The organism is Mycobacterium sp. HM-7 (assembly GCF_053852335.1).
Map to the genome: position 1 here is coordinate 4,911,710 of NZ_CM132657.1, position 17,798 is coordinate 4,929,507.

Below are 17,798 nucleotides of genomic sequence, written 5' to 3' on the forward strand. Positions count from 1 at the left end.
GATGGCGCGCCGACTAAACGTTCTCGCGGAGGAACGCGATGTCGTCTTTGCGGCCGTCCTCGGACGTCTCGCAGATGACCGGAGCATCCGCGGCGCGAACCACCGCCGCCAGCAACTGCGGGTCGATCTGGCCCATACCGAAGTTGGCGTGCCGGTCGGCCCCGGAGCCGGCGGCGTCGCGGGAGTCGTTGCAGTGCACCAGATCGATACGGCCGGTGATGGTTTTGATGCGCTCCACCGCGTCGACCAGAGCCTCCCCCGCCGCCCAGGCGTGGCAGGTGTCCAGGCAGAAGCCGATGCCCTTGTCGCCGATGCGGTCCCAGAGCCGGGCGATGGTGTCGAAGTGCCGCGCCATCGCGTGATCACCGCCGGCGGTGTTCTCCAGGTACACCGGCATGTCGGTCTCGAGCGCGTCGAGCGCCTTCACCCACCGCTCGAAGCCGGCGTCCATGTCGTTGTCGTCGGCGTGCCCGCCGTGCACGATCACGGCCGTCGCGCCGATCTCGGACGCCGCGTCGCACGTGTCCTGCAGGATCTTGCGCGACGGGATGCGCACCTTGTTGTTGGCCGACGCGACGTTGATCAGATACGGCGCGTGGACATACAGCGGCACGGTCGACGCGCGCAGAACCTCGGCGTCCTCGCGCGGTGCGGGCTTCTTCCAGCTCTGCGGGTTGCCGAGGAAGAACTGCACCACATCGGCACCGTCGGAGGCGGCCGCGGCCAGTGGATCGGTGTTGTCGACGTGCGAACCAATCAGCATGTGGCCCAGCCTAGTTGCGCCGCCCGACAGTCCGTCGGCCCGAGGTCTGCCGCACCGCCCGGTCGCGGCCTACCGCGGGATCCTGTCGAGCATGCCATTCGCGATGGCCGTCGCGGCACCTGCGGGATCCGCCGAGCACACCAGGTTGTCGACGACAACGCGATCCCTGGCCGCCATCGTTCGCGTGCATTGGGGACCGCCACCCGCCACCGCAGCCTGAAGCGACAACGCGTCCCCGTTGACCTGGAGCGCGCTGGTGTGTTGGGTACCGGACTGACCGGCGACCGTCAGTCCGACGTCGATGTTGGCGCACTGCTGCCAGACGGCCTGCTGCGCTCCGACCCAGGCGCGTGCCGCGCCGGCGTCAGGGAACCCGACCGCGCCCGCGCTCACCTGCACCATCGGGGAAGCGGTGCTGATGTAGTTGACGTAGTAGACGCCGGTCTGCCCGCTCCCGTCGAGTGCCGCGTGCAAGCCGTTGGTGGCGACGACACCGCACTGCGGCGGGGTGAACGTGATGCTCAGACCAACGCCGGCGTGCCGCCAGGTAGCGGTCTTGACCAGAGTCGGGTCGTTCATGAGGCGCCTGAGTTCGTCGACGGGCAGGACGACGCGCTGCAGGTCCGCACCAGGGGGCGGTGCCACCGTGGTCGCCGATGACGTGCCGGCCTGCGGCGCCGCAGTGGGCTCCCCGCCGACGGATTCGCTGCACGACGCGAGCAGCGTGACGACCGCACCGAACGCCAAAACCATTGGTGCACAACGCGTTACCGAAAATTTCGTCATGCCGGCACCTTCGCGGCGATGAGGTTTACCAGCGCCCCGGTTCCGGCGCCGACCGCAGCAGGGTCACTGCCACACACCGTCAGGTCGATGACCACATTGCTGCGGGAACTGATACCGCGACCGCAGGCCCAGCCCGGCTCCGGCGGCGCCGTGCGATTGTTGACCAGGGTTTGCACTCCACCGGCCACGGCCGGCGAGCCGAGCACAAAGGTTGCCGGCGGCAGCTTGACCTGCACCGACTTGCCCGCACACGTCTGCCACCCCTTGACGGTCGCAGTTACCCGATCCTGGGCATCCTGGGCCGTCTCGTAAAGGATCGCCGACGCGATGGCAGAGAAGCTGCCGGAGCCGTCGGCCGGCGCATAATCCTCGGTGCGCACCAGCACGACCGGCGTCTCCGAGTACGACTGGATGGCAGCATCGACCACCGCATCCACGCACGTCATGTCCGAGACGTAATCGTCGGGCAGCAGCGACAGAGAATCGTGGCTCTCACTGATTCCGAGATTCGGCACGTTGACCGCGGTGCTGACCTGATTCGCGGCGGGCATGAGGCCTTTGAGTTGGTCCATCTGCACCAGCGGGCCAGGCGGTGGCGGCGATGACGGTGGCGGCGATGACGGTGGCGCACTCGTGGGCGCCGCGGCGGTCGATGCCGAAGGTGATGTCGTCGTCTCGCGTGAGCCGCTGGTGTCATCCGAGCCGCAGCCCGCAGTCGGTGCCACGAGAACGATGGCAGCCGCGAAGATGTGCAGTCGCAAAATAGTCCCCTCCCCCAGGGACAGTCTCGCACGCGCGGGCGGACGTCCCCGGCGCTGAAAGTCGGGGGCCGCGGATCGTCACACCTTGCGCGCGCCCACAGGTAGCCAACACAGGCGCTCCCAGGTGTGATATTGGCAAACTATTGCAGCCGTTGACAATCCACCAACGAGTCGCTTGGCCTGGCGAAATCCCCTGGCACGCAACCGCTTACCGAATCTCCGGCAACCATCACCGCCTCGCCACCGAACCTCGATCAGGTGACCTGCGTCACCATGTGAACCGATCGAAACCTGGTCTCGTGACCAAGGTGAAGGGAGAGACCATGACTGTAATCGCAAGTGTCCGTGGCGAACTGCCGCCCAATCGCTACACCCAGGAGGAAGTGACCGATGCGTTGCTGGCACTGCCCGGCTACGCCGAACACTCCGAGGCGATCCGCAAATTGCATCGCAGCGCGAAGGTCTACAGCAGGCACACCGTGCTGCCGCTCGAGGACTACGCCGCGCTGAACGACTTCGGCCGCGCCAACGACATCTTCATCGAGCACGCGGTGAAGCTGGGTTGCGCCGCGGTGCTGGGCGCGCTGGAGGACGCAGGCCTCGAGCCCACGGACGTCGACGTCATCTACACCACCACGGTGACCGGGGTGGCGGTCCCGACCCTCGACGCCCGGATCGCCACCCTCATCGGCATGCGCCCCGACGTTCGTCGGGTACCCATGTTCGGACTGGGCTGTGTGGCGGGCGCCGCCGGTGTAGCCCGGGTCCACGACCACCTGCGCGGCGCGCCCGACGGTGTCGCGGTACTGCTGGCTGTCGAACTGTGTTCACTGGTGCCCAAGAACGAGCCCTCGATGGCCACCGTCGTCGGCTCCAGCCTGTTCGGCGATGGCGCTGCCGCGGTGGTCATGGTCGGCGACCGCCGTGCCCTGCAGCTCCCCGAGACCGGGCCAGAGGTACTCGATTCACGCAGCCATCTGTACCCCGATTCGCAACGCACCATGGGCTGGGACATCGATGCCAGCGGCTTCCGGTTGGTGCTCTCCCCCGACGTGCCGAAGGTCGTCGAAAAGTACCTCGGCGACGATGTCACGAAATTCCTTGCCGCACATGACCTTCAGATCGACGACATCACCACCTGGGTCAGCCACCCCGGCGGCCCCAAGGTCATCGAAGCCATCACCGCAACGCTCGGCCTTCCCGACGACGCGCTCGAGCTGACCTGGCGGTCCCTGGCCGAGGTGGGCAATCTGTCGTCGGCCTCGGTCCTGCACGTCCTGCGTGACACCATCGCCAAGCAGCCCCCATCGGGTAGCCCTGGACTGATGCTGGCCATGGGGCCGGGCTTCTGTTCCGAGCTCGTCCTGTTGCGCTGGCGGTAGGCCGATGACCTGGTATCTGCTGTTGATAGCCGCCGTCGCCGTGGAGCGCGGCGTCGAACTCGTCGTCTCCAAGCGCAACCTCGCCTGGTCGATGCAGCGCGGGGCCGTGGAGTTCGGCTTCGGCCACTACCCCGCCATGGTCGTCCTGCATATCGCGTTCCTGGTGGGGTGCGTGGCCGAACCCCTGCTACTGCACCGGCCGTTCATCCCCGCGCTCGGCTGGCCGATGTTCGCGATCGTGGTCGCGGCGCAGGCACTGCGGTGGTGGTGCATCACGACACTGGGCCCGCAATGGAACACCCGCGTCATCGTCGTGCCGGACGCACCGCGCGTGGTCGGCGGCCCCTACCGCTGGATTCCGCACCCCAACTACGTGGCTGTGGTGATCGAAGGCTTCGCCCTGCCGCTCGTGCACTCGGCATGGGTGACCGCGATCGCCTTCACCGCGCTCAATGCCCTGCTGCTGCGGACCCGGCTGCGCGTCGAGAACGCAGCTCTGGCGAGCCTGTCGTGATCGACCTGCTGGTGGTCGGCGGCGGTCCCGCGGGACTGGCGACCGCGCTCTATGCGGCGCGCGCCGGTCTCGAGGCCGTCGTCGTCGAACGCCGGCCGGGCGTCCTGGACAAGGCCTGCGGTGAGGGCATGATGCCCCACACCCTGGCTCACCTGGACCGACTCGGCGTGACGGCGCCGGGCTGCCCACTTCGCGGGATCAGCTATCACGCGGGCGCCACCCGGGTCGAGGCGAGCTTCGCCGACGGCGGACTCGGCCGCGGCGTGCGCCGGACCACGCTCCACGCGGCGATGACCGATGCCGCCCGCGCTGCCGGGGTGAAGTTCGTGCAGGGTGCGGCCGGCGAGATCACCCAGGATGCGACCAGTGTTCGCGCGCGGGGCATCCAGGCCCGCTATCTGGTTGCCGCCGACGGGTTGCACTCCCCGATCCGCCATGACCTCGGGCTCTCGCGGCCGGCGGCAGGACCACGACGCTGGGGCATCCGCCGGCACGTGCAGATCGCGCCGTGGACCGACAAGGTCGAAGTGCACTGGAGCCACGACGCCGAGGCGTACGTGACGCCCGTGGCCGAAGACTGCGTCGGTATCGCGATTCTGTCGGCAGGACGCGGCGGCTTCGAGTCGAAGTTCGGAGGATTCGACGAACTTCGGCAGCGCGTCGCGGGACACGAAGCAGGACCAGACAGGGCGGCCGGACCGTTGCGCCAGCGGGTCCGGGATCGGACCGCCGGCCGGGTGCTCCTGGTCGGCGACGCGGCCGGCTACATCGATGCGCTGACCGGTGAGGGAATGGGACTGGCATTCGGCGCGGCCGAGGTGCTGGTCGACTGTGTCCTCCGGGACCGGGTCGACGCGTACGACCGCCGGTGGCGTCAGCTCACCCGGCGCTACCGGGTGCTGACCGAAGCTCTGGTGCAGGCAACGGCACGGCCGACGGTGCGCAACCGCATCGTCCCGGCCGCCGCCGCCCTGCCGCGGGTGTTCTCCGCGGCGGTCAACCTGCTGGCCAACTGACGGCTCGGCAACGAAAAAGCCCCCGCCGAGGCGGGGGCTTTTCCGTGACTGGCTAGCGGTAGTCGCTGTAGCCGTAATCGTCCAGCGGCACGGCAGCACCAGTGGCCTGACCGAAGTCCGGGCTGTAGTACTGATCCTCGTAGGACGGGATCGTGTACGCCGCAGCGCGGGCTTCCTCGGTCGGCTGGACCTGGATGTTGCGGTACCGGTTGATGCCCGTACCAGCCGGGATCAACTTACCGATGATCACGTTCTCCTTCAGACCCTGCAGCTTGTCGCTACGGCAGTTGATCGCCGCATCGGTCAGCACGCGAGTGGTCTCCTGGAACGACGCCGCCGACAGCCACGAGTCCGTGGCCAGCGATGCCTTCGTGATACCCATCAGCACCGGACGTCCGGCCGCGGGCTCGCCGCCCTCGGCCACGACGCGACGGTTCTCGGTCTCGAACTCGCTGCGCTCGGTCAGCGAACCGGGCAGGAACTCCGTCGAGCCCGAGTCGATGATCGTCACGCGACGCAGCATCTGGCGAACGATGACCTCGATGTGCTTGTCGTGGATCGACACACCCTGTGCGCGGTAGACCTCCTGGACCTCCTTGACGAGGTGAATCTGCACCTCGCGGGGACCCTGGACGCGGAGCACCTCGTGGGGGTTCGCCGAACCCTCCATGAGCTGCTGGCCGACCTCGACGTGGTCACCATCGGCCAACAGGCGCTCGGTGCCGTCGTCGTGCTTGAAGACGCGCAGGCGGCGGTTACGACGCGGCAGCTTGTCGTAGACGACTTCCTCGCCACCATCGTCGGGAACGATGGTGATCTTGTAGAACTTGTCGTCCTCTTCCAGCTGCACCCGGCCGGCCACGTCGGCGATCGGAGCGACGTTGCGGGGCACGCGGGCCTCGAACAGCTCCTGCACGCGCGGCAGACCACCGACGATGTCGGCGCCACCGGTAACACCACCCTGGTGGAAGGTACGCATCGTCAGCTGGGTACCGGGCTCACCGATGGACTGGGCGGCGACGATACCGACGGCCTCGCCGATGTCGACCAGCTTGCCGGTGGCCATACTGCGGCCGTAGCACTTGGCGCAGACGCCGGTGCCGGTGGCACATGTCAGCACCGAACGCACCTTGACCGTCGAGATACCCGCGGCCAGCAGGGCCTCGATCGCCGGGTCACCGAGATCGTGGCCACGCTCGACGACAACGTTGCCGTTCGCGTCGACCGCGTCGGTGGCCAGGGTCCGCGCGTAGGCGGAGGTCTCGACGTGGGCGTCGCGCACCAGCGAACCGTCGGCCTGGACCTCGGCCAAGGTGACGATGACGCCGCGCTCGGTCTCACAGTCGGTCTCGCGAACGATGACGTCCTGCGACACGTCGACCAGACGACGGGTCAGGTAGCCCGAGTCGGCGGTACGCAGAGCGGTATCGGCCAGACCCTTACGAGCACCGTGGGTGTTGATGAAGTACTCCAACACCGTCAGGCCCTCGCGGAAGGACGACTTGATGGGCCGCGGGATGAACTCACCCTTCGGGTTCGTCACCAGACCCTTCATGCCGGCCAGGGTGCGGGTCTGGGTGAGGTTACCCGTGGCGCCCGACTTCACGATCGTGATGATCGGGTTGTCCGCCGGGTAGTAGTCCTCCAGAGCCTTACCGACCTCTTCCGTGGCCTGCTGCCAGATCTTGACCAGCGACTCGTTGCGCTCGTCGTGGTTCAGACCACCGCGCTGGTACTTCTTCTCGATCGCGTCGGCCTGGCTCTCGTAGCGCTCCAGGATCTCCGCCTTCTGCGGCGGCACCAGAACGTCGGCCATCGAGACCGTCACGCCCGAGCGGGTCGCCCAGTGGAAGCCGGCATCCTTCAGCTTGTCGACGGTCTGCGCCACGACGATCATCGGGTAGCGCTCGGCGAGATCGTTGATGATCGCCGCCTGGACCTTCTTGTGCATCTGCTTGTCGACGAACGGGTAACCCTTCGGCAGCAGCTCGTTGAAGAGCACGCGACCCAGGGTGGTTTCCGCAGTCCACGCGTCGCCCGGCTTCCAGCCGTTCTCGAACAGCTGCTGCTCGATCTCGGCCGGCGGGCGCAGGTGCGTCAGCCGGATCTTGATCTTCGCGCGCACCGACAGCGCACCGCGGTCCATGGCCATGATGGCCTCGGCCGGGCTGCTGTAGACGCCCTGCTCGGCGCTGTCCTTCGTGGCGGCCACGAACTCGCCGGTGTCCCCGGGGATTTCGGTGGTCAGGAAGTACAGACCGGTCACCATGTCCAGACGCGGCATGGCGAGCGGACGGCCCGACGCCGGCGACAGGATGTTGTTCGACGACAGCATGAGGATGCGCGCCTCGGCCTGTGCTTCCGCGCTGAGCGGGAGGTGCACGGCCATCTGGTCACCGTCGAAGTCGGCGTTGAACGCCTCACACACCAGCGGGTGCAGCTGGATGGCCTTGCCTTCCACCAGCTGCGGCTCGAAGGCCTGGATACCCAGGCGGTGCAGCGTAGGTGCACGGTTCAGCAGCACCGGGTGCTCGGCGATGACCTCTTCGAGGACATCCCACACCTGGGGACGCTGACGCTCGACCATGCGCTTGGCGCTCTTGATGTTCTGCGCGTGGTTCAGGTCGACGAGACGCTTCATCACGAACGGCTTGAACAGCTCGAGGGCCATCAGCTTCGGCAGACCACACTGGTGCAGCTTGAGCTGCGGGCCGACCACGATGACCGAACGGCCCGAGTAGTCGACGCGCTTACCCAGCAGGTTCTGACGGAAGCGACCCTGCTTGCCCTTGAGCAGGTCGGACAGCGACTTGAGCGGACGGTTGCCCGGACCGGTGACCGGCCGGCCACGACGGCCGTTGTCGAACAGCGCGTCCACAGACTCCTGCAGCATGCGCTTCTCGTTGTTGACGATGATCTCGGGCGCACCGAGGTCGATCAGTCGCTTCAACCGGTTGTTGCGGTTGATGACGCGGCGGTACAGGTCGTTCAGGTCGGAGGTCGCGAAGCGGCCACCGTCGAGCTGAACCATCGGGCGCAGCTCCGGCGGGATCACCGGAACGGCGTCGAGCACCATGCCCATCGGCGAGTTCCGGTTGGTCTGGAACGCGGCGACGACCTTCAGGCGCTTGAGGGCGCGGAGCTTCTTCTGGCCCTTGCCGTTCTTGATGGTGTCGCGCAGCGACTCGGCCTCGGCATCGATGTCGAAGGTCTCGATGAGCTTCTTGATCGACTCGGCACCCATGGCGCCGGTGAAGTACTCGCCGTAGCGGTCCTGCAGCTCGCGGTAGAGCACCTCGTCGACGATGAGCTGCTTCGGCGCCAGCTTGCTGAAGGTGGTCCAGATCTCGTCGAGCCGGTCCAGCTCACGCTGGGACCGATCGCGGAGCTGACGCATCTCGCGCTCGCCACCGTCGCGCACCTTGCGGCGGACGTCGGACTTGGCGCCTTCCTTCTCCAGCTCGGCCAGGTCCTGCTCGAGCTTCTGGGCGCGCTCGGCCAGGTCCAGATCCCGCTGGTCCTCGACGGCCTTCTTCTCGACGACCATCTCGGCCTCGAGCGTGGACAGCTCGTTGTGCCGCATCTCGGTGTCGACCGAGGTGATGACGTAGGCCGCGAAGTAGATGATCTTTTCCAGATCCTTCGGGGCCAGGTCCAGCAGGTAGCCCAAGCGCGACGGAACGCCCTTGAAGTACCAGATGTGGGTGACCGGAGCGGCCAGCTCGATGTGGCCCATGCGCTCACGACGCACCTTGGCGCGAGTCACCTCGACGCCGCAGCGCTCGCAGACGATGCCCTTGAAGCGGACGCGCTTGTACTTACCGCAGTAGCACTCCCAGTCGCGAGTCGGTCCGAAGATCTTCTCGCAGAACAGGCCGTCCTTTTCGGGCTTGAGCGTGCGGTAGTTGATGGTCTCCGGCTTCTTGACCTCGCCGAAGGACCAATTACGGATGTCTTCCGCGGTGGCCAGGCCGATGCGGAGTTCATCGAAGAAGTTGACGTCTAGCACGTAACTCCCTTTCCCCTTGCGGGACTAGATTTTTCGATCAGGCCAGGTCTTCGACAGAAGCGGATTCGTTGCGCGACAGGTTGATACCCAGGTTCGCGGCAGTGCGCTCCAGGTCCTCGTCGTCGCTGTCACGCATCTCGATCGCGGCGCCGTCCGAAGACAGCACCTCGACGTTGAGGCACAGCGACTGCAGTTCCTTGAGAAGCACCTTGAACGACTCCGGAATGCCCGGCTCGGGGATGTTCTCGCCCTTGACGATCGCCTCGTAGACCTTCACGCGACCGACGGTGTCGTCGGACTTGATGGTCAACAGCTCCTGCAGCGTGTAGGCCGCACCGTAGGCCTGCATGGCCCAGCACTCCATCTCACCGAACCGCTGGCCACCGAACTGCGCCTTACCACCGAGCGGCTGCTGGGTGATCATCGAGTACGGCCCGGTCGAACGCGCGTGGATCTTGTCGTCGACCAAGTGGTGCAGCTTCAGGATGTACATGTAGCCGACGGTGACCGGGTACGGGAACGGCTCACCCGAACGACCGTCGAACAACTGCGACTTACCTTCGGCGTTGACCATCACGTCACCGTCACGGTTCGGCAGCGTCGAGCCCAGCAGGCCCTCCAGCTCACCCTCGCGGGCACCGTCGAACACCGGGGTGGCGACGATGCTGTCCGCCGGGGCACTGTGCATGCCCTCGGGCAGCTTGGCTGCCCACTCCGGCTCGCCTTCGATGTTCCAGCCCGCCTTGGCGACCCACCCGAGGTGGGTTTCCAGAATCTGGCCGATGTTCATACGACGCGGCACACCGTGGGTGTTCAGGATGATGTCCACCGGGGTGCCATCAGGCATGAACGGCATGTCCTCCTGCGGGAGAATCTTGCCGATGACGCCCTTGTTGCCGTGGCGGCCGGCGAGCTTGTCACCGTCGGAGATCTTGCGCTTCTGGGCCACGTAGACGCGGACCAGCTCGTTGACACCGGCGGGCAGATCGTCGTCGTCCTCACGCGAGAACACACGGACGCCGATGACCTTGCCGGACTCGCCGTGCGGCACCTTCAGCGAGGTGTCGCGGACCTCACGGGCCTTCTCACCGAAGATGGCACGCAGCAGACGCTCTTCCGGGGTCAGCTCGGTCTCACCCTTCGGGGTGACCTTGCCGACCAGGATGTCGCCGTCGCGGACCTCGGCGCCGATGCGGACGATGCCGCGCTCGTCGAGGTCAGCCAGCACCTCGTCGGAGACGTTCGGGATGTCCCGGGTGATCTCCTCGGCGCCCAGCTTGGTGTCGCGGGCATCGATCTCGTGCTCCTCGATGTGGATCGAGGTGAGCACGTCCTGCTCCACGAGCCGCTGGCTCAGGATGATGGCGTCCTCGTAGTTGTGGCCTTCCCACGGCATGATCGCCACGAGCAGGTTCTTACCGAGGGCCATTTCACCGTTCTCGGTGCAGGGACCGTCGGCGATGACCTGGCCGGCCTCGACGCGCTGCCCCGAGTCCACGATCGGGCGCTGGTTGGCGCACGTGCCGTGGTTCGAGCGGTTGAACTTGCGCATGCGGTAGGTGTGCCGCGAGCCGTCGTCAGCCATGACGGTGACGTAGTCCGCGGAGACCTCTTCGATGACACCGGACTTGTCGGCGACGACGACGTCACCGGCGTCGATCGCGGCACGGAGCTCCATGCCGGTACCGACCAGCGGCGCCTCGCTGCGCACCAGCGGAACCGCCTGACGCTGCATGTTCGCACCCATCAGGGCGCGGTTGGCGTCGTCGTGCTCCAGGAACGGGATCATCGCGGTCGCGACCGACACCATCTGGCGCGGGGAGACGTCCATGTAGTCGACGTCGGTCGCCGAGACGAACTCGACCTCGCCGCCCTTACGACGGACGAGGATCTTCTCCTCGGTGAAGTGACCGTTGTCGTCCAGCGGCGAGTTGGCCTGCGCCACGACGTGGCGGTCCTCCTCGTCGGCGGTCAGGTAGTCGATCTGGTCGGTGACGATGCCGTCGGTGACCTTGCGGTACGGGGTCTCGATGAAGCCGAACGGGTTCACCCGCGCGTACACCGACAGCGAGCCGATCAGACCGATGTTCGGGCCTTCAGGGGTCTCGATCGGGCACATGCGGCCGTAGTGCGACGAGTGGACGTCGCGGACCTCGAGGCCGGCGCGCTCACGGGACAGACCACCGGGGCCCAGCGCCGACAGACGACGCTTGTGGGTCAGACCCGACAGCGGGTTGTTCTGGTCCATGAACTGCGACAGCTGGCTGGTTCCGAAGAACTCCTTGATCGCCGCCACGACGGGACGGATGTTGATCAGGGTCTGCGGGGTGATCGCCTCGACGTCCTGGGTGGTCATGCGCTCACGCACGACGCGCTCCATACGCGACAGGCCGACCCGGATCTGGTTCTGGATCAGCTCGCCAACGGTACGCAGACGACGGTTACCGAAGTGGTCGATGTCGTCGACCTCGACGGGGACCTCGACGCCGCCGGGGGCGGTCATCTTGGTGTCACCGTCGTGCAGGCGCACCAGGTACTCGATGGTGGCGACGATGTCCTCTTCGGTCAGCGTCGTCGCGGTCACCTGAGCCGGGTTGCCGTCGTGCAGGCCCAGCTTCTTGTTGACCTTGTAGCGGCCCACGCGGGCCAGGTCGTACCGCTTCTCCTTGAAGAACAGGTTCTCCAGCAGGGTCTGCGCCGACTCCTTGGTCGGCGGCTCGCCCGGGCGCAGCTTCCGGTAGATATCCAGCAGGGCCTCGTCAGGACCGGCGGTCGGGTCCTTCTCGAGGGTGCCCATCATGATCTCGGAGAAGCCGAAGCGCTCGCGGATCTGCTCACTGGTCCAGCCCAGCGCCTTCAGCAGCACGGTGACCGGCTGGCGACGCTTGCGGTCGATGCGGACACCGACGGTGTCGCGCTTGTCGACGTCGAACTCCAGCCACGCGCCACGGCCCGGGATGACCTTGACGCTGTGCAGGGTCTTCTCGGTGGCCTTGTCGATGGACTCGTCGAAGTACACACCGGGCGAACGGACGAGCTGCGAGACGACCACGCGCTCGGTGCCGTTGATGATGAAGGTGCCCTTTTCGGTCATCATCGGGAAGTCACCCATGAAGACCGTCTGGCTCTTGATCTCGCCGGTCGTGTTGTTGATGAACTCGGCCGTGACGAACAGCGGGGCCGCGTACGTCTGGTCCTTTTCCTTGCACTCGTCGACCGGGGCCTTGACCTCGTCGAAGCGCGGGTCGGAGAAGCTCAGCGACAGGGTGCCGGCGAAGTCCTCGATGGGCGACAGCTCGGCGAGGACCTCTTCGAGGCCACCGACGGGGTTGATGTCACCACGATCCACTGCCTTCGCGCGCCAGCGGTCGGAACCGATCAGCCATTCGAAGGAATCCGTCTGTACGTCGAGCAAGCCCGGAACCTCAAGCGGTTCGCGCAGTTTCGCGAACGAGACTCGGTTCGGCGCTCCTGGGACGGAGTTGTTGGAATCTACTGACTTGCTCTCGCGAGAGGCTGCCAAGATGCGTCCTTCCAGCACCTGATGCGAACATTTCGATACCGGTCGAAACCGTGTCGAATTGCCGCTGTATCTGCTTCGGTCCGGCTGGCGTTCTCACAGTCCGGGCCTAACAGACACACGGCACGCGTCTAGATCACTGAGCGACGCTCAGGCTAGAAGGTGTCAGGTGCGGGTGAGGTGGGCAGGATGCAGCCAGCGCAACGTCCAACATTAGCGTAGGACGGCGCATTCCTCAACCACGGCATGGTGAATCAAGGGTTTGATCGGCTGACGCTGGCTGGCGTCCGGAACCCTCGAATACATGCTGCCCAACAGATTGGCTCGTTTGCGGGCATCAGTCAAGACTTGCCACGGTGTTTGGTGTGGAGTTTTGCCGGCAGATGGCGAACCGGGGCGCTCACATCGTGTCGCAGCTGGCCCCGCGGCGCCACCCGCACGCCGCCGCCCACAGACGCACCGTGAGCAAGATCACCGACTCCCCCGCGCCGGAATCGCGCGCGAGCGTGCGCACAGCCGCTACTGACCGGAGATTTTCGCGATCTGTCTGCACACCGGCTGAAAGAAATCGCGCCCGGGCTGGTTCAGCCCGGGCGCGATTTCTCTGGTTCTGCGGATCAGGCCCGCGGAATCTGAGCGGTCACCGGGTCGTCGGCACCACGGCCGTTCTTGTTGAGGTCTTCGAGAATGGCGGCCTGCGCGGCGGGCGGCAGGGTGTGCAGGATCGAGCGCACGCGGGCCTGACGACGAGCCACCGCCTGGCGGACCGGCATACCCGGGGTCACCTCGATCTGCGGCGGCACGCCCTCGATCTCCTCGACACCACCGTCGGCGTGACCGGCGTCGATCGCGGCCTGCTCGGCGGCCGCGGTGGCGGCGTCCTTCTCCTCGGACATACCGATCGGACCGATACGACGACCGTTGAGGAACTGCTTGACCGCGGGCTCCTCACTGGTCAGCAGCACCTCGCGGGGGCCGAACATGACCAGGTGCTTGCGGTAGAGCATGCCGATGTTGTCGGGCACGGTACGCACGATGTTGATGTTGTGCGTCACGATCAGGACCGTGGCGTCGATCTGGGCGTTGATGTCGATCAGCAGCTGCGACAGGTAGGCGGTACGAACCGGGTCAAGACCGGAGTCCGGCTCGTCGACCAGGATGATCTTGGGGTCGAGCACGAGGGCGCGGGCCAGGCCGGCACGCTTGCGCATACCACCGGAGATTTCGCCCGGGAACTTGTGACCGTCGTTGGGCATACCCACGACGTCCAGCTTCTCCATGACGATCTTGCGGATCTCGGACTCGGACTTCTTGGTGTGCTCGCGCAGCGGGAAAGCCGTGTTGTCGTAGATGTTCATCGAGCCGAACAGCGCGCCGTCCTGGAACAGCACACCGAACAGGGTGCGGATCTCGTAGAGCTCCTTGGCCGAGCACTCGATGATGTTGGTGCCGTCGATGACGATCGAGCCACGCTCGGGGCGCAGCAGACCGATCAGCGACTTCAAGAACACCGACTTACCGGTACCGGACGGGCCCAGCATGACGCTGACCTCACCGGCGGGGATGGTCAAAGTGACGTCTTCCCAGATCTTCGACGATCCAAAGGACTTACTCAGTCCCGTTACGTCGATTTGGACGCCCATGTGAGATCCCTTCCGCCAGCGCTCGCGCGCCATCTGCTGCCCTGCCTGTGGCTTGAGTCACTGTAGCGCATCGATCGCGAGCTGATGCACCTTGTTCCAACTATCGGACGGCCCGCCCAGAAGTCACCCCGATGGACGCGGAGCCAACTACTCCAGGGTCCCCCGAATGGTCCGCGATGCCCCGATTTATATCCCCTGAAAAGCGAAATCCCCCGGAGTCCGCAATGGACTCCGGGGGAAAACGTCAGTTCTGGCGAACTTACTTGACGGACACCGAAGCGCCGGCGGCCTCGAGCTTGGCCTTGGCGTCGTCGGCGGCCTCCTTCGAGACCTTCTCCAGCAGCGGCTTGGGGGCGCCGTCGACCAGGTCCTTGGCTTCCTTCAGACCCAGGCCGGAAACGATCTCGCGGACGACCTTGATGACGCCGATCTTCTTGTCGCCGGCACCCTCGAGGATGACGTCGAACTCGGACTGCTCTTCAGCAGCCTCGGCGGGAGCAGCAGCGCCACCGGCGGCGGCAACGGCGACCGGAGCAGCAGCGGTGACGTCGAAGGTCTCCTCGAACTGCTTCACGAACTCCGAGAGCTCCAGCAGGGTCATTTCCTTGAACGCGTCGAGCAGTTCTTCGGTGGACAGCTTGGCCATGTGAATGGTCCTTCCTTATTACTTCTTTGGTGATTGGGGGGTTTGTTGTGAAGTCCAGCCTCAGTTTTCTGAGGCAGCCTTCTTGTCCTGCAGAGCGGCCGCCAGGCGCGCAACCTGGGACGCGGGCGCAACGAACAGCGCCGCGGCCTGGGACTGCTTCGCCTTGAGGGCGCCGGCCAGCTTGGACAGCAGCACTTCGCGCGACTCGAGGTCGGCGATCTTCTCGACCTGGGCCACGGACAGCGCAGCGCCGTCCATGTAGCCGCCCTTGATGACGAGCTGCTTGTGATCCTTCGCGAACTTCTTGAGTGCCTTCGCGGCATCCACCGGCTCACCGGTGATGAACGCGATGGCGGTCGGACCTGCGAACAGGTCGTCGAGGCCTTCGATCCCGGCCTCCGAGGCGGCGCGCTTGACCAGGGTGTTCTTGGCGACGGTGTAGGTCGCGGAAGCACCAAGGGAGCGACGCAGCTCGGCGAGATTGGCAACCGTCAGACCGCGGTACTCGGTCACGACAGTGGCCGTCGAGGCCTTGAACTGTTCGGCGATGTCAGCGACCGCAGTGGCTTTTTCAGCCGTGGCCATACATGCCTCCTTGTGGTTTATTCATTCGCCCACTGGAGACTGCCGGGGATTCGGTCCGGAAATGCAAAGCGCCCCGACACAGAAAGGTCGGGGCGCGCAGAATAAAAACTCTGAAAACCTCGTCCTCCTGCGTGGGCCGCCCGGGAATCCGGAACCTTCAACCGATTACCGAGCTACTTACTCTTCGCGCAAGCGGCTCATCGGTGACCGACGGTCTTCGGTGGAACTGGAACAGACTAGCCGATGGCCAGCCGATCAGCCAAAACGGCGACTCTGCGAACTCTGCAGGCTAGGGCTGCCCGCGGCGAACCGCCTCCGGGTTCGGCAGCTGCCACTGCCGGCCCTGCTCAAGGTCGAAGCTCATGGGCTGGTAACGCAGCATGCCGGTACCGGGATAGGGCGTGTACTCGCCGAACCACACGTCGCCGTCGACGGCGTAGAGGTCGATGCGGATGAAGTCCCAGTCCGCGCCGAGGATGCTCGCGATCTCCAGCATCTTGTCCAGCTCGAGCGGCCGTTCTTCGACGGCGACCGGATGGATCCGCCAGCGGACCGGCAGCGGGCGCCAGTCGGCGTCCAGGAAGGTGGTGGTCTGTTTCTTTCCGAACCGGCCGCGATTCACCTGGATGAGTTCGACGCGGCCGTCGAAGACGAAGAACTTGTAGTCGACGGGCGCTTCGCCGTCCGGGGTCGGGATGCGTTCCTCGATCAGCAGCTGCGGACGGGCTTCGCGGTATCCCCACTCCCCGAGCTCCAGCGGCGTCCGCTCGAACCAGCGCCCGGTTCGCTTGCGCAGCTCATCGAGATCGACCTGCGGATCCGGGCCGAACACCGCGTGCCCGCTGCTGTGATTGGGCTTGAGGACCCACGGCGGCAGCGTCGCCAGATCCGGGGCGTCCCGCAGATCGGTGCCCGACCAGTAGGTGGCCGGGATGCGCAGATTGGTGCCCGGGCAGGCCGCCCGCGCCATCTCCTTCATCCACATCTTGTCGCAGGCCTTGACGATCCGGTCCCGCCGATCGTTGAAGATGCGCCAGTTCACCTTCTCGTTGAAGGTCGACGGCTCGGTGAAGTTGCCCCACCGCCGGATCATGAAGAGGTAGAGCACCTTGCGCATCATCAGCAGCGGGATCAGGGCGACCAGGCGGCGGCGCACGGCCGCCGCCCAGGTGTTCAGCTGCGACATCACCTGGCTCCGGCCGGCTCACGCCGGCTGGTCAGGTAGCCGCCGCGGCGGAAGAAGTCTGTTCCGTCGTGCTCCACTCCGTCGGCCGTGCGGAGTCGGGCGATGACCAGCCCGCGGTTCCCGCCGCGGTGGGCGTTCGAACCGCACACCACGGCGCCGCCACCCTCCTGCACGATCACGCGGCCGGGGGTGCCGCCGTAGCGGATGTCGGAGACTTTGGCTTCGAGCACTTCGAGCCGCTCACCGCGGTAGAAGGTGAACGCGCGGGGGTAGGGGTCCGACAGTGCGCGGACGAGGCGCTCCAGGTCCTCTGCCTGCCAGCTCCAGTCGATGAGGCTGTCGCGCTCGGAACGCTTGTGGAAGTAGGTCCGCTCGGCCTTGTCCTGCGGCCGCCACTGCGCGGTGCCGGCCTCCAGCGCGGTCAGCGCCTCGTCGAGTGCGCCGGGTATCAGGTCGATGCCGCGCATCACCAGTTCGGTGCCGGTGTCGTCGGGTCCGATGGACATCGAGCGCTGCACCAGGATGTCGCCGGCGTCGAGTTCGGCGTTCATCCGGTGGATGGTCAGGCCGATGTGCGATTCACCGCTGATCAGCGACCAGAGGACCGGGGAGAAGCCGGTGCCCTTCGGCAGCAGGGAGTCGTGCAGGTTCAAGGTGCCGTACGGGGGCAGGTCGTACAGCTCCTCGGTCATCCGGGTGTACCAGCTGTTGACGACGATGACGTCGGGTTCGGAGCGCTTGACGAGGTCGATCGTCTCGTGGTCGGCACGCATGGTCAGATGGACCGGGATGTCGTGGGCCTGGGCGAGTTCCTCGACCGAGTCCGAGAAGATCGCCTTGTACGACTCCGTGCTGGTCGGGTGGGTCACGACCAGCGGCACGTCGTGTCCCAGATCGATCAGCGCTTGCAGCGTCTTGACCCCCCACGTCTGGTAACCGAAGAAGACGACGCGCATGCCATTACCTCACTAAGTCTGATTCCGCTGG

The 17,798-nt window shown here is 66.0% G+C and carries 13 protein-coding genes; 3 read left to right on the plus strand and 10 right to left on the minus strand.

The window, feature by feature from the left end:
- Positions 1–13: 13 nt before the first annotated feature.
- The 3 genes from ACWW1C_RS23685 to ACWW1C_RS23695 form a co-directional block, all read right to left on the minus strand.
- Positions 14–763: a deoxyribonuclease IV gene (locus ACWW1C_RS23685; RefSeq protein ID WP_455980532.1), complete on the minus strand. Its 750-nt coding sequence runs from the start codon at positions 761–763 to the stop codon at positions 14–16.
- Between the two features lie 69 nt (positions 764–832).
- Positions 833–1,549 carry a sensor domain-containing protein gene (locus ACWW1C_RS23690; protein WP_455980533.1) on the minus strand — a complete coding sequence of 239 codons (717 nt, stop codon included), beginning with the start codon at positions 1,547–1,549 and terminating at the stop codon, positions 833–835.
- The gene (locus ACWW1C_RS23695) at positions 1,546–2,274 is read right to left on the minus strand and encodes a sensor domain-containing protein (protein ID WP_455980534.1); all 729 of its coding nucleotides are present in this window, start codon (positions 2,272–2,274) and stop codon (positions 1,546–1,548) included. Before ACWW1C_RS23695 ends, ACWW1C_RS23690 begins: the two co-directional genes overlap by 4 nt.
- A 359-nt stretch (positions 2,275–2,633) precedes the next feature.
- Between ACWW1C_RS23695 and ACWW1C_RS23700 the strand changes: the two genes are divergently transcribed.
- The 3 genes from ACWW1C_RS23700 to ACWW1C_RS23710 are packed head-to-tail and all read left to right on the plus strand — an operon-like array spanning position 2,634 to position 5,222.
- Positions 2,634–3,692, plus strand: coding sequence for a type III polyketide synthase (locus ACWW1C_RS23700; RefSeq protein WP_455980535.1), 1,059 nt, complete (start codon positions 2,634–2,636; stop codon positions 3,690–3,692).
- A gap of 4 nt (positions 3,693–3,696) precedes the next feature.
- The gene (locus tag ACWW1C_RS23705; RefSeq protein WP_455980536.1) at positions 3,697–4,206 is read left to right on the plus strand and encodes an isoprenylcysteine carboxyl methyltransferase family protein; all 510 of its coding nucleotides are present in this window, start codon (positions 3,697–3,699) and stop codon (positions 4,204–4,206) included.
- On the plus strand, positions 4,203–5,222 hold the full coding sequence (locus ACWW1C_RS23710; protein WP_455980537.1) for an NAD(P)/FAD-dependent oxidoreductase: 1,020 nt from the start codon (positions 4,203–4,205) through the stop codon (positions 5,220–5,222). The genes ACWW1C_RS23705 and ACWW1C_RS23710 overlap by 4 nt, the downstream gene beginning before the upstream one ends.
- 52 nt (positions 5,223–5,274) lie before the next feature.
- Here the strand turns inward: ACWW1C_RS23710 and ACWW1C_RS23715 are convergent, their stop codons facing one another.
- From ACWW1C_RS23715 to ACWW1C_RS23745, 7 genes are all read right to left on the minus strand, one after another.
- A complete protein-coding gene (locus ACWW1C_RS23715; protein WP_455980538.1) occupies positions 5,275–9,231 on the minus strand; it encodes a DNA-directed RNA polymerase subunit beta' in 3,957 nt (1,318 codons plus the stop codon).
- A 37-nt stretch (positions 9,232–9,268) separates the two neighbouring features.
- The gene (rpoB, locus tag ACWW1C_RS23720) at positions 9,269–12,754 is read right to left on the minus strand and encodes a DNA-directed RNA polymerase subunit beta (RefSeq protein WP_455980539.1); all 3,486 of its coding nucleotides are present in this window, start codon (positions 12,752–12,754) and stop codon (positions 9,269–9,271) included.
- 614 nt (positions 12,755–13,368) lie between these two features.
- On the minus strand, positions 13,369–14,394 hold the full coding sequence (locus ACWW1C_RS23725; protein WP_455980540.1) for an ABC transporter ATP-binding protein: 1,026 nt from the start codon (positions 14,392–14,394) through the stop codon (positions 13,369–13,371).
- 259 nt (positions 14,395–14,653) lie between these two features.
- A complete protein-coding gene (gene rplL / locus ACWW1C_RS23730) occupies positions 14,654–15,040 on the minus strand; it encodes a 50S ribosomal protein L7/L12 (RefSeq protein ID WP_455980541.1) in 387 nt (128 codons plus the stop codon).
- A 60-nt stretch (positions 15,041–15,100) separates the two neighbouring features.
- Positions 15,101–15,625: a 50S ribosomal protein L10 gene (gene rplJ / locus ACWW1C_RS23735; protein ID WP_455980542.1), complete on the minus strand. Its 525-nt coding sequence runs from the start codon at positions 15,623–15,625 to the stop codon at positions 15,101–15,103.
- Between the two features lie 289 nt (positions 15,626–15,914).
- Complete coding sequence (locus ACWW1C_RS23740) at positions 15,915–16,811, minus strand: ATP-grasp fold amidoligase family protein (RefSeq protein WP_455980543.1); 897 nt, start codon at positions 16,809–16,811, stop codon at positions 15,915–15,917.
- On the minus strand, positions 16,811–17,767 hold the full coding sequence (locus ACWW1C_RS23745) for a methionyl-tRNA formyltransferase (RefSeq protein ID WP_455980544.1): 957 nt from the start codon (positions 17,765–17,767) through the stop codon (positions 16,811–16,813). The genes ACWW1C_RS23740 and ACWW1C_RS23745 overlap by 1 nt, the downstream gene beginning before the upstream one ends.
- Between the last annotated feature and the right edge of the window lie 31 nt (positions 17,768–17,798).

Coding starts and splice junctions, on each gene's coding strand:
- ACWW1C_RS23685 (WP_455980532.1), bottom strand. CDS start 763: ATGCTGATTGGTTCGCACGTCGACAACACCGATCCACTGGCCGCGGCC.
- ACWW1C_RS23690 (WP_455980533.1), bottom strand. CDS start 1,549: ATGACGAAATTTTCGGTAACGCGTTGTGCACCAATGGTTTTGGCGTTC.
- ACWW1C_RS23700 (WP_455980535.1), top strand. CDS start 2,634: ATGACTGTAATCGCAAGTGTCCGTGGCGAACTGCCGCCCAATCGCTAC.
- ACWW1C_RS23705 (WP_455980536.1), top strand. CDS start 3,697: ATGACCTGGTATCTGCTGTTGATAGCCGCCGTCGCCGTGGAGCGCGGC.
- ACWW1C_RS23725 (WP_455980540.1), bottom strand. CDS start 14,394: ATGGGCGTCCAAATCGACGTAACGGGACTGAGTAAGTCCTTTGGATCG.
- rplL (WP_455980541.1), bottom strand. CDS start 15,040: ATGGCCAAGCTGTCCACCGAAGAACTGCTCGACGCGTTCAAGGAAATG.
- rplJ (WP_455980542.1), bottom strand. CDS start 15,625: ATGGCCACGGCTGAAAAAGCCACTGCGGTCGCTGACATCGCCGAACAG.
- ACWW1C_RS23740 (WP_455980543.1), bottom strand. CDS start 16,811: ATGTCGCAGCTGAACACCTGGGCGGCGGCCGTGCGCCGCCGCCTGGTC.
- ACWW1C_RS23745 (WP_455980544.1), bottom strand. CDS start 17,767: ATGCGCGTCGTCTTCTTCGGTTACCAGACGTGGGGGGTCAAGACGCTG.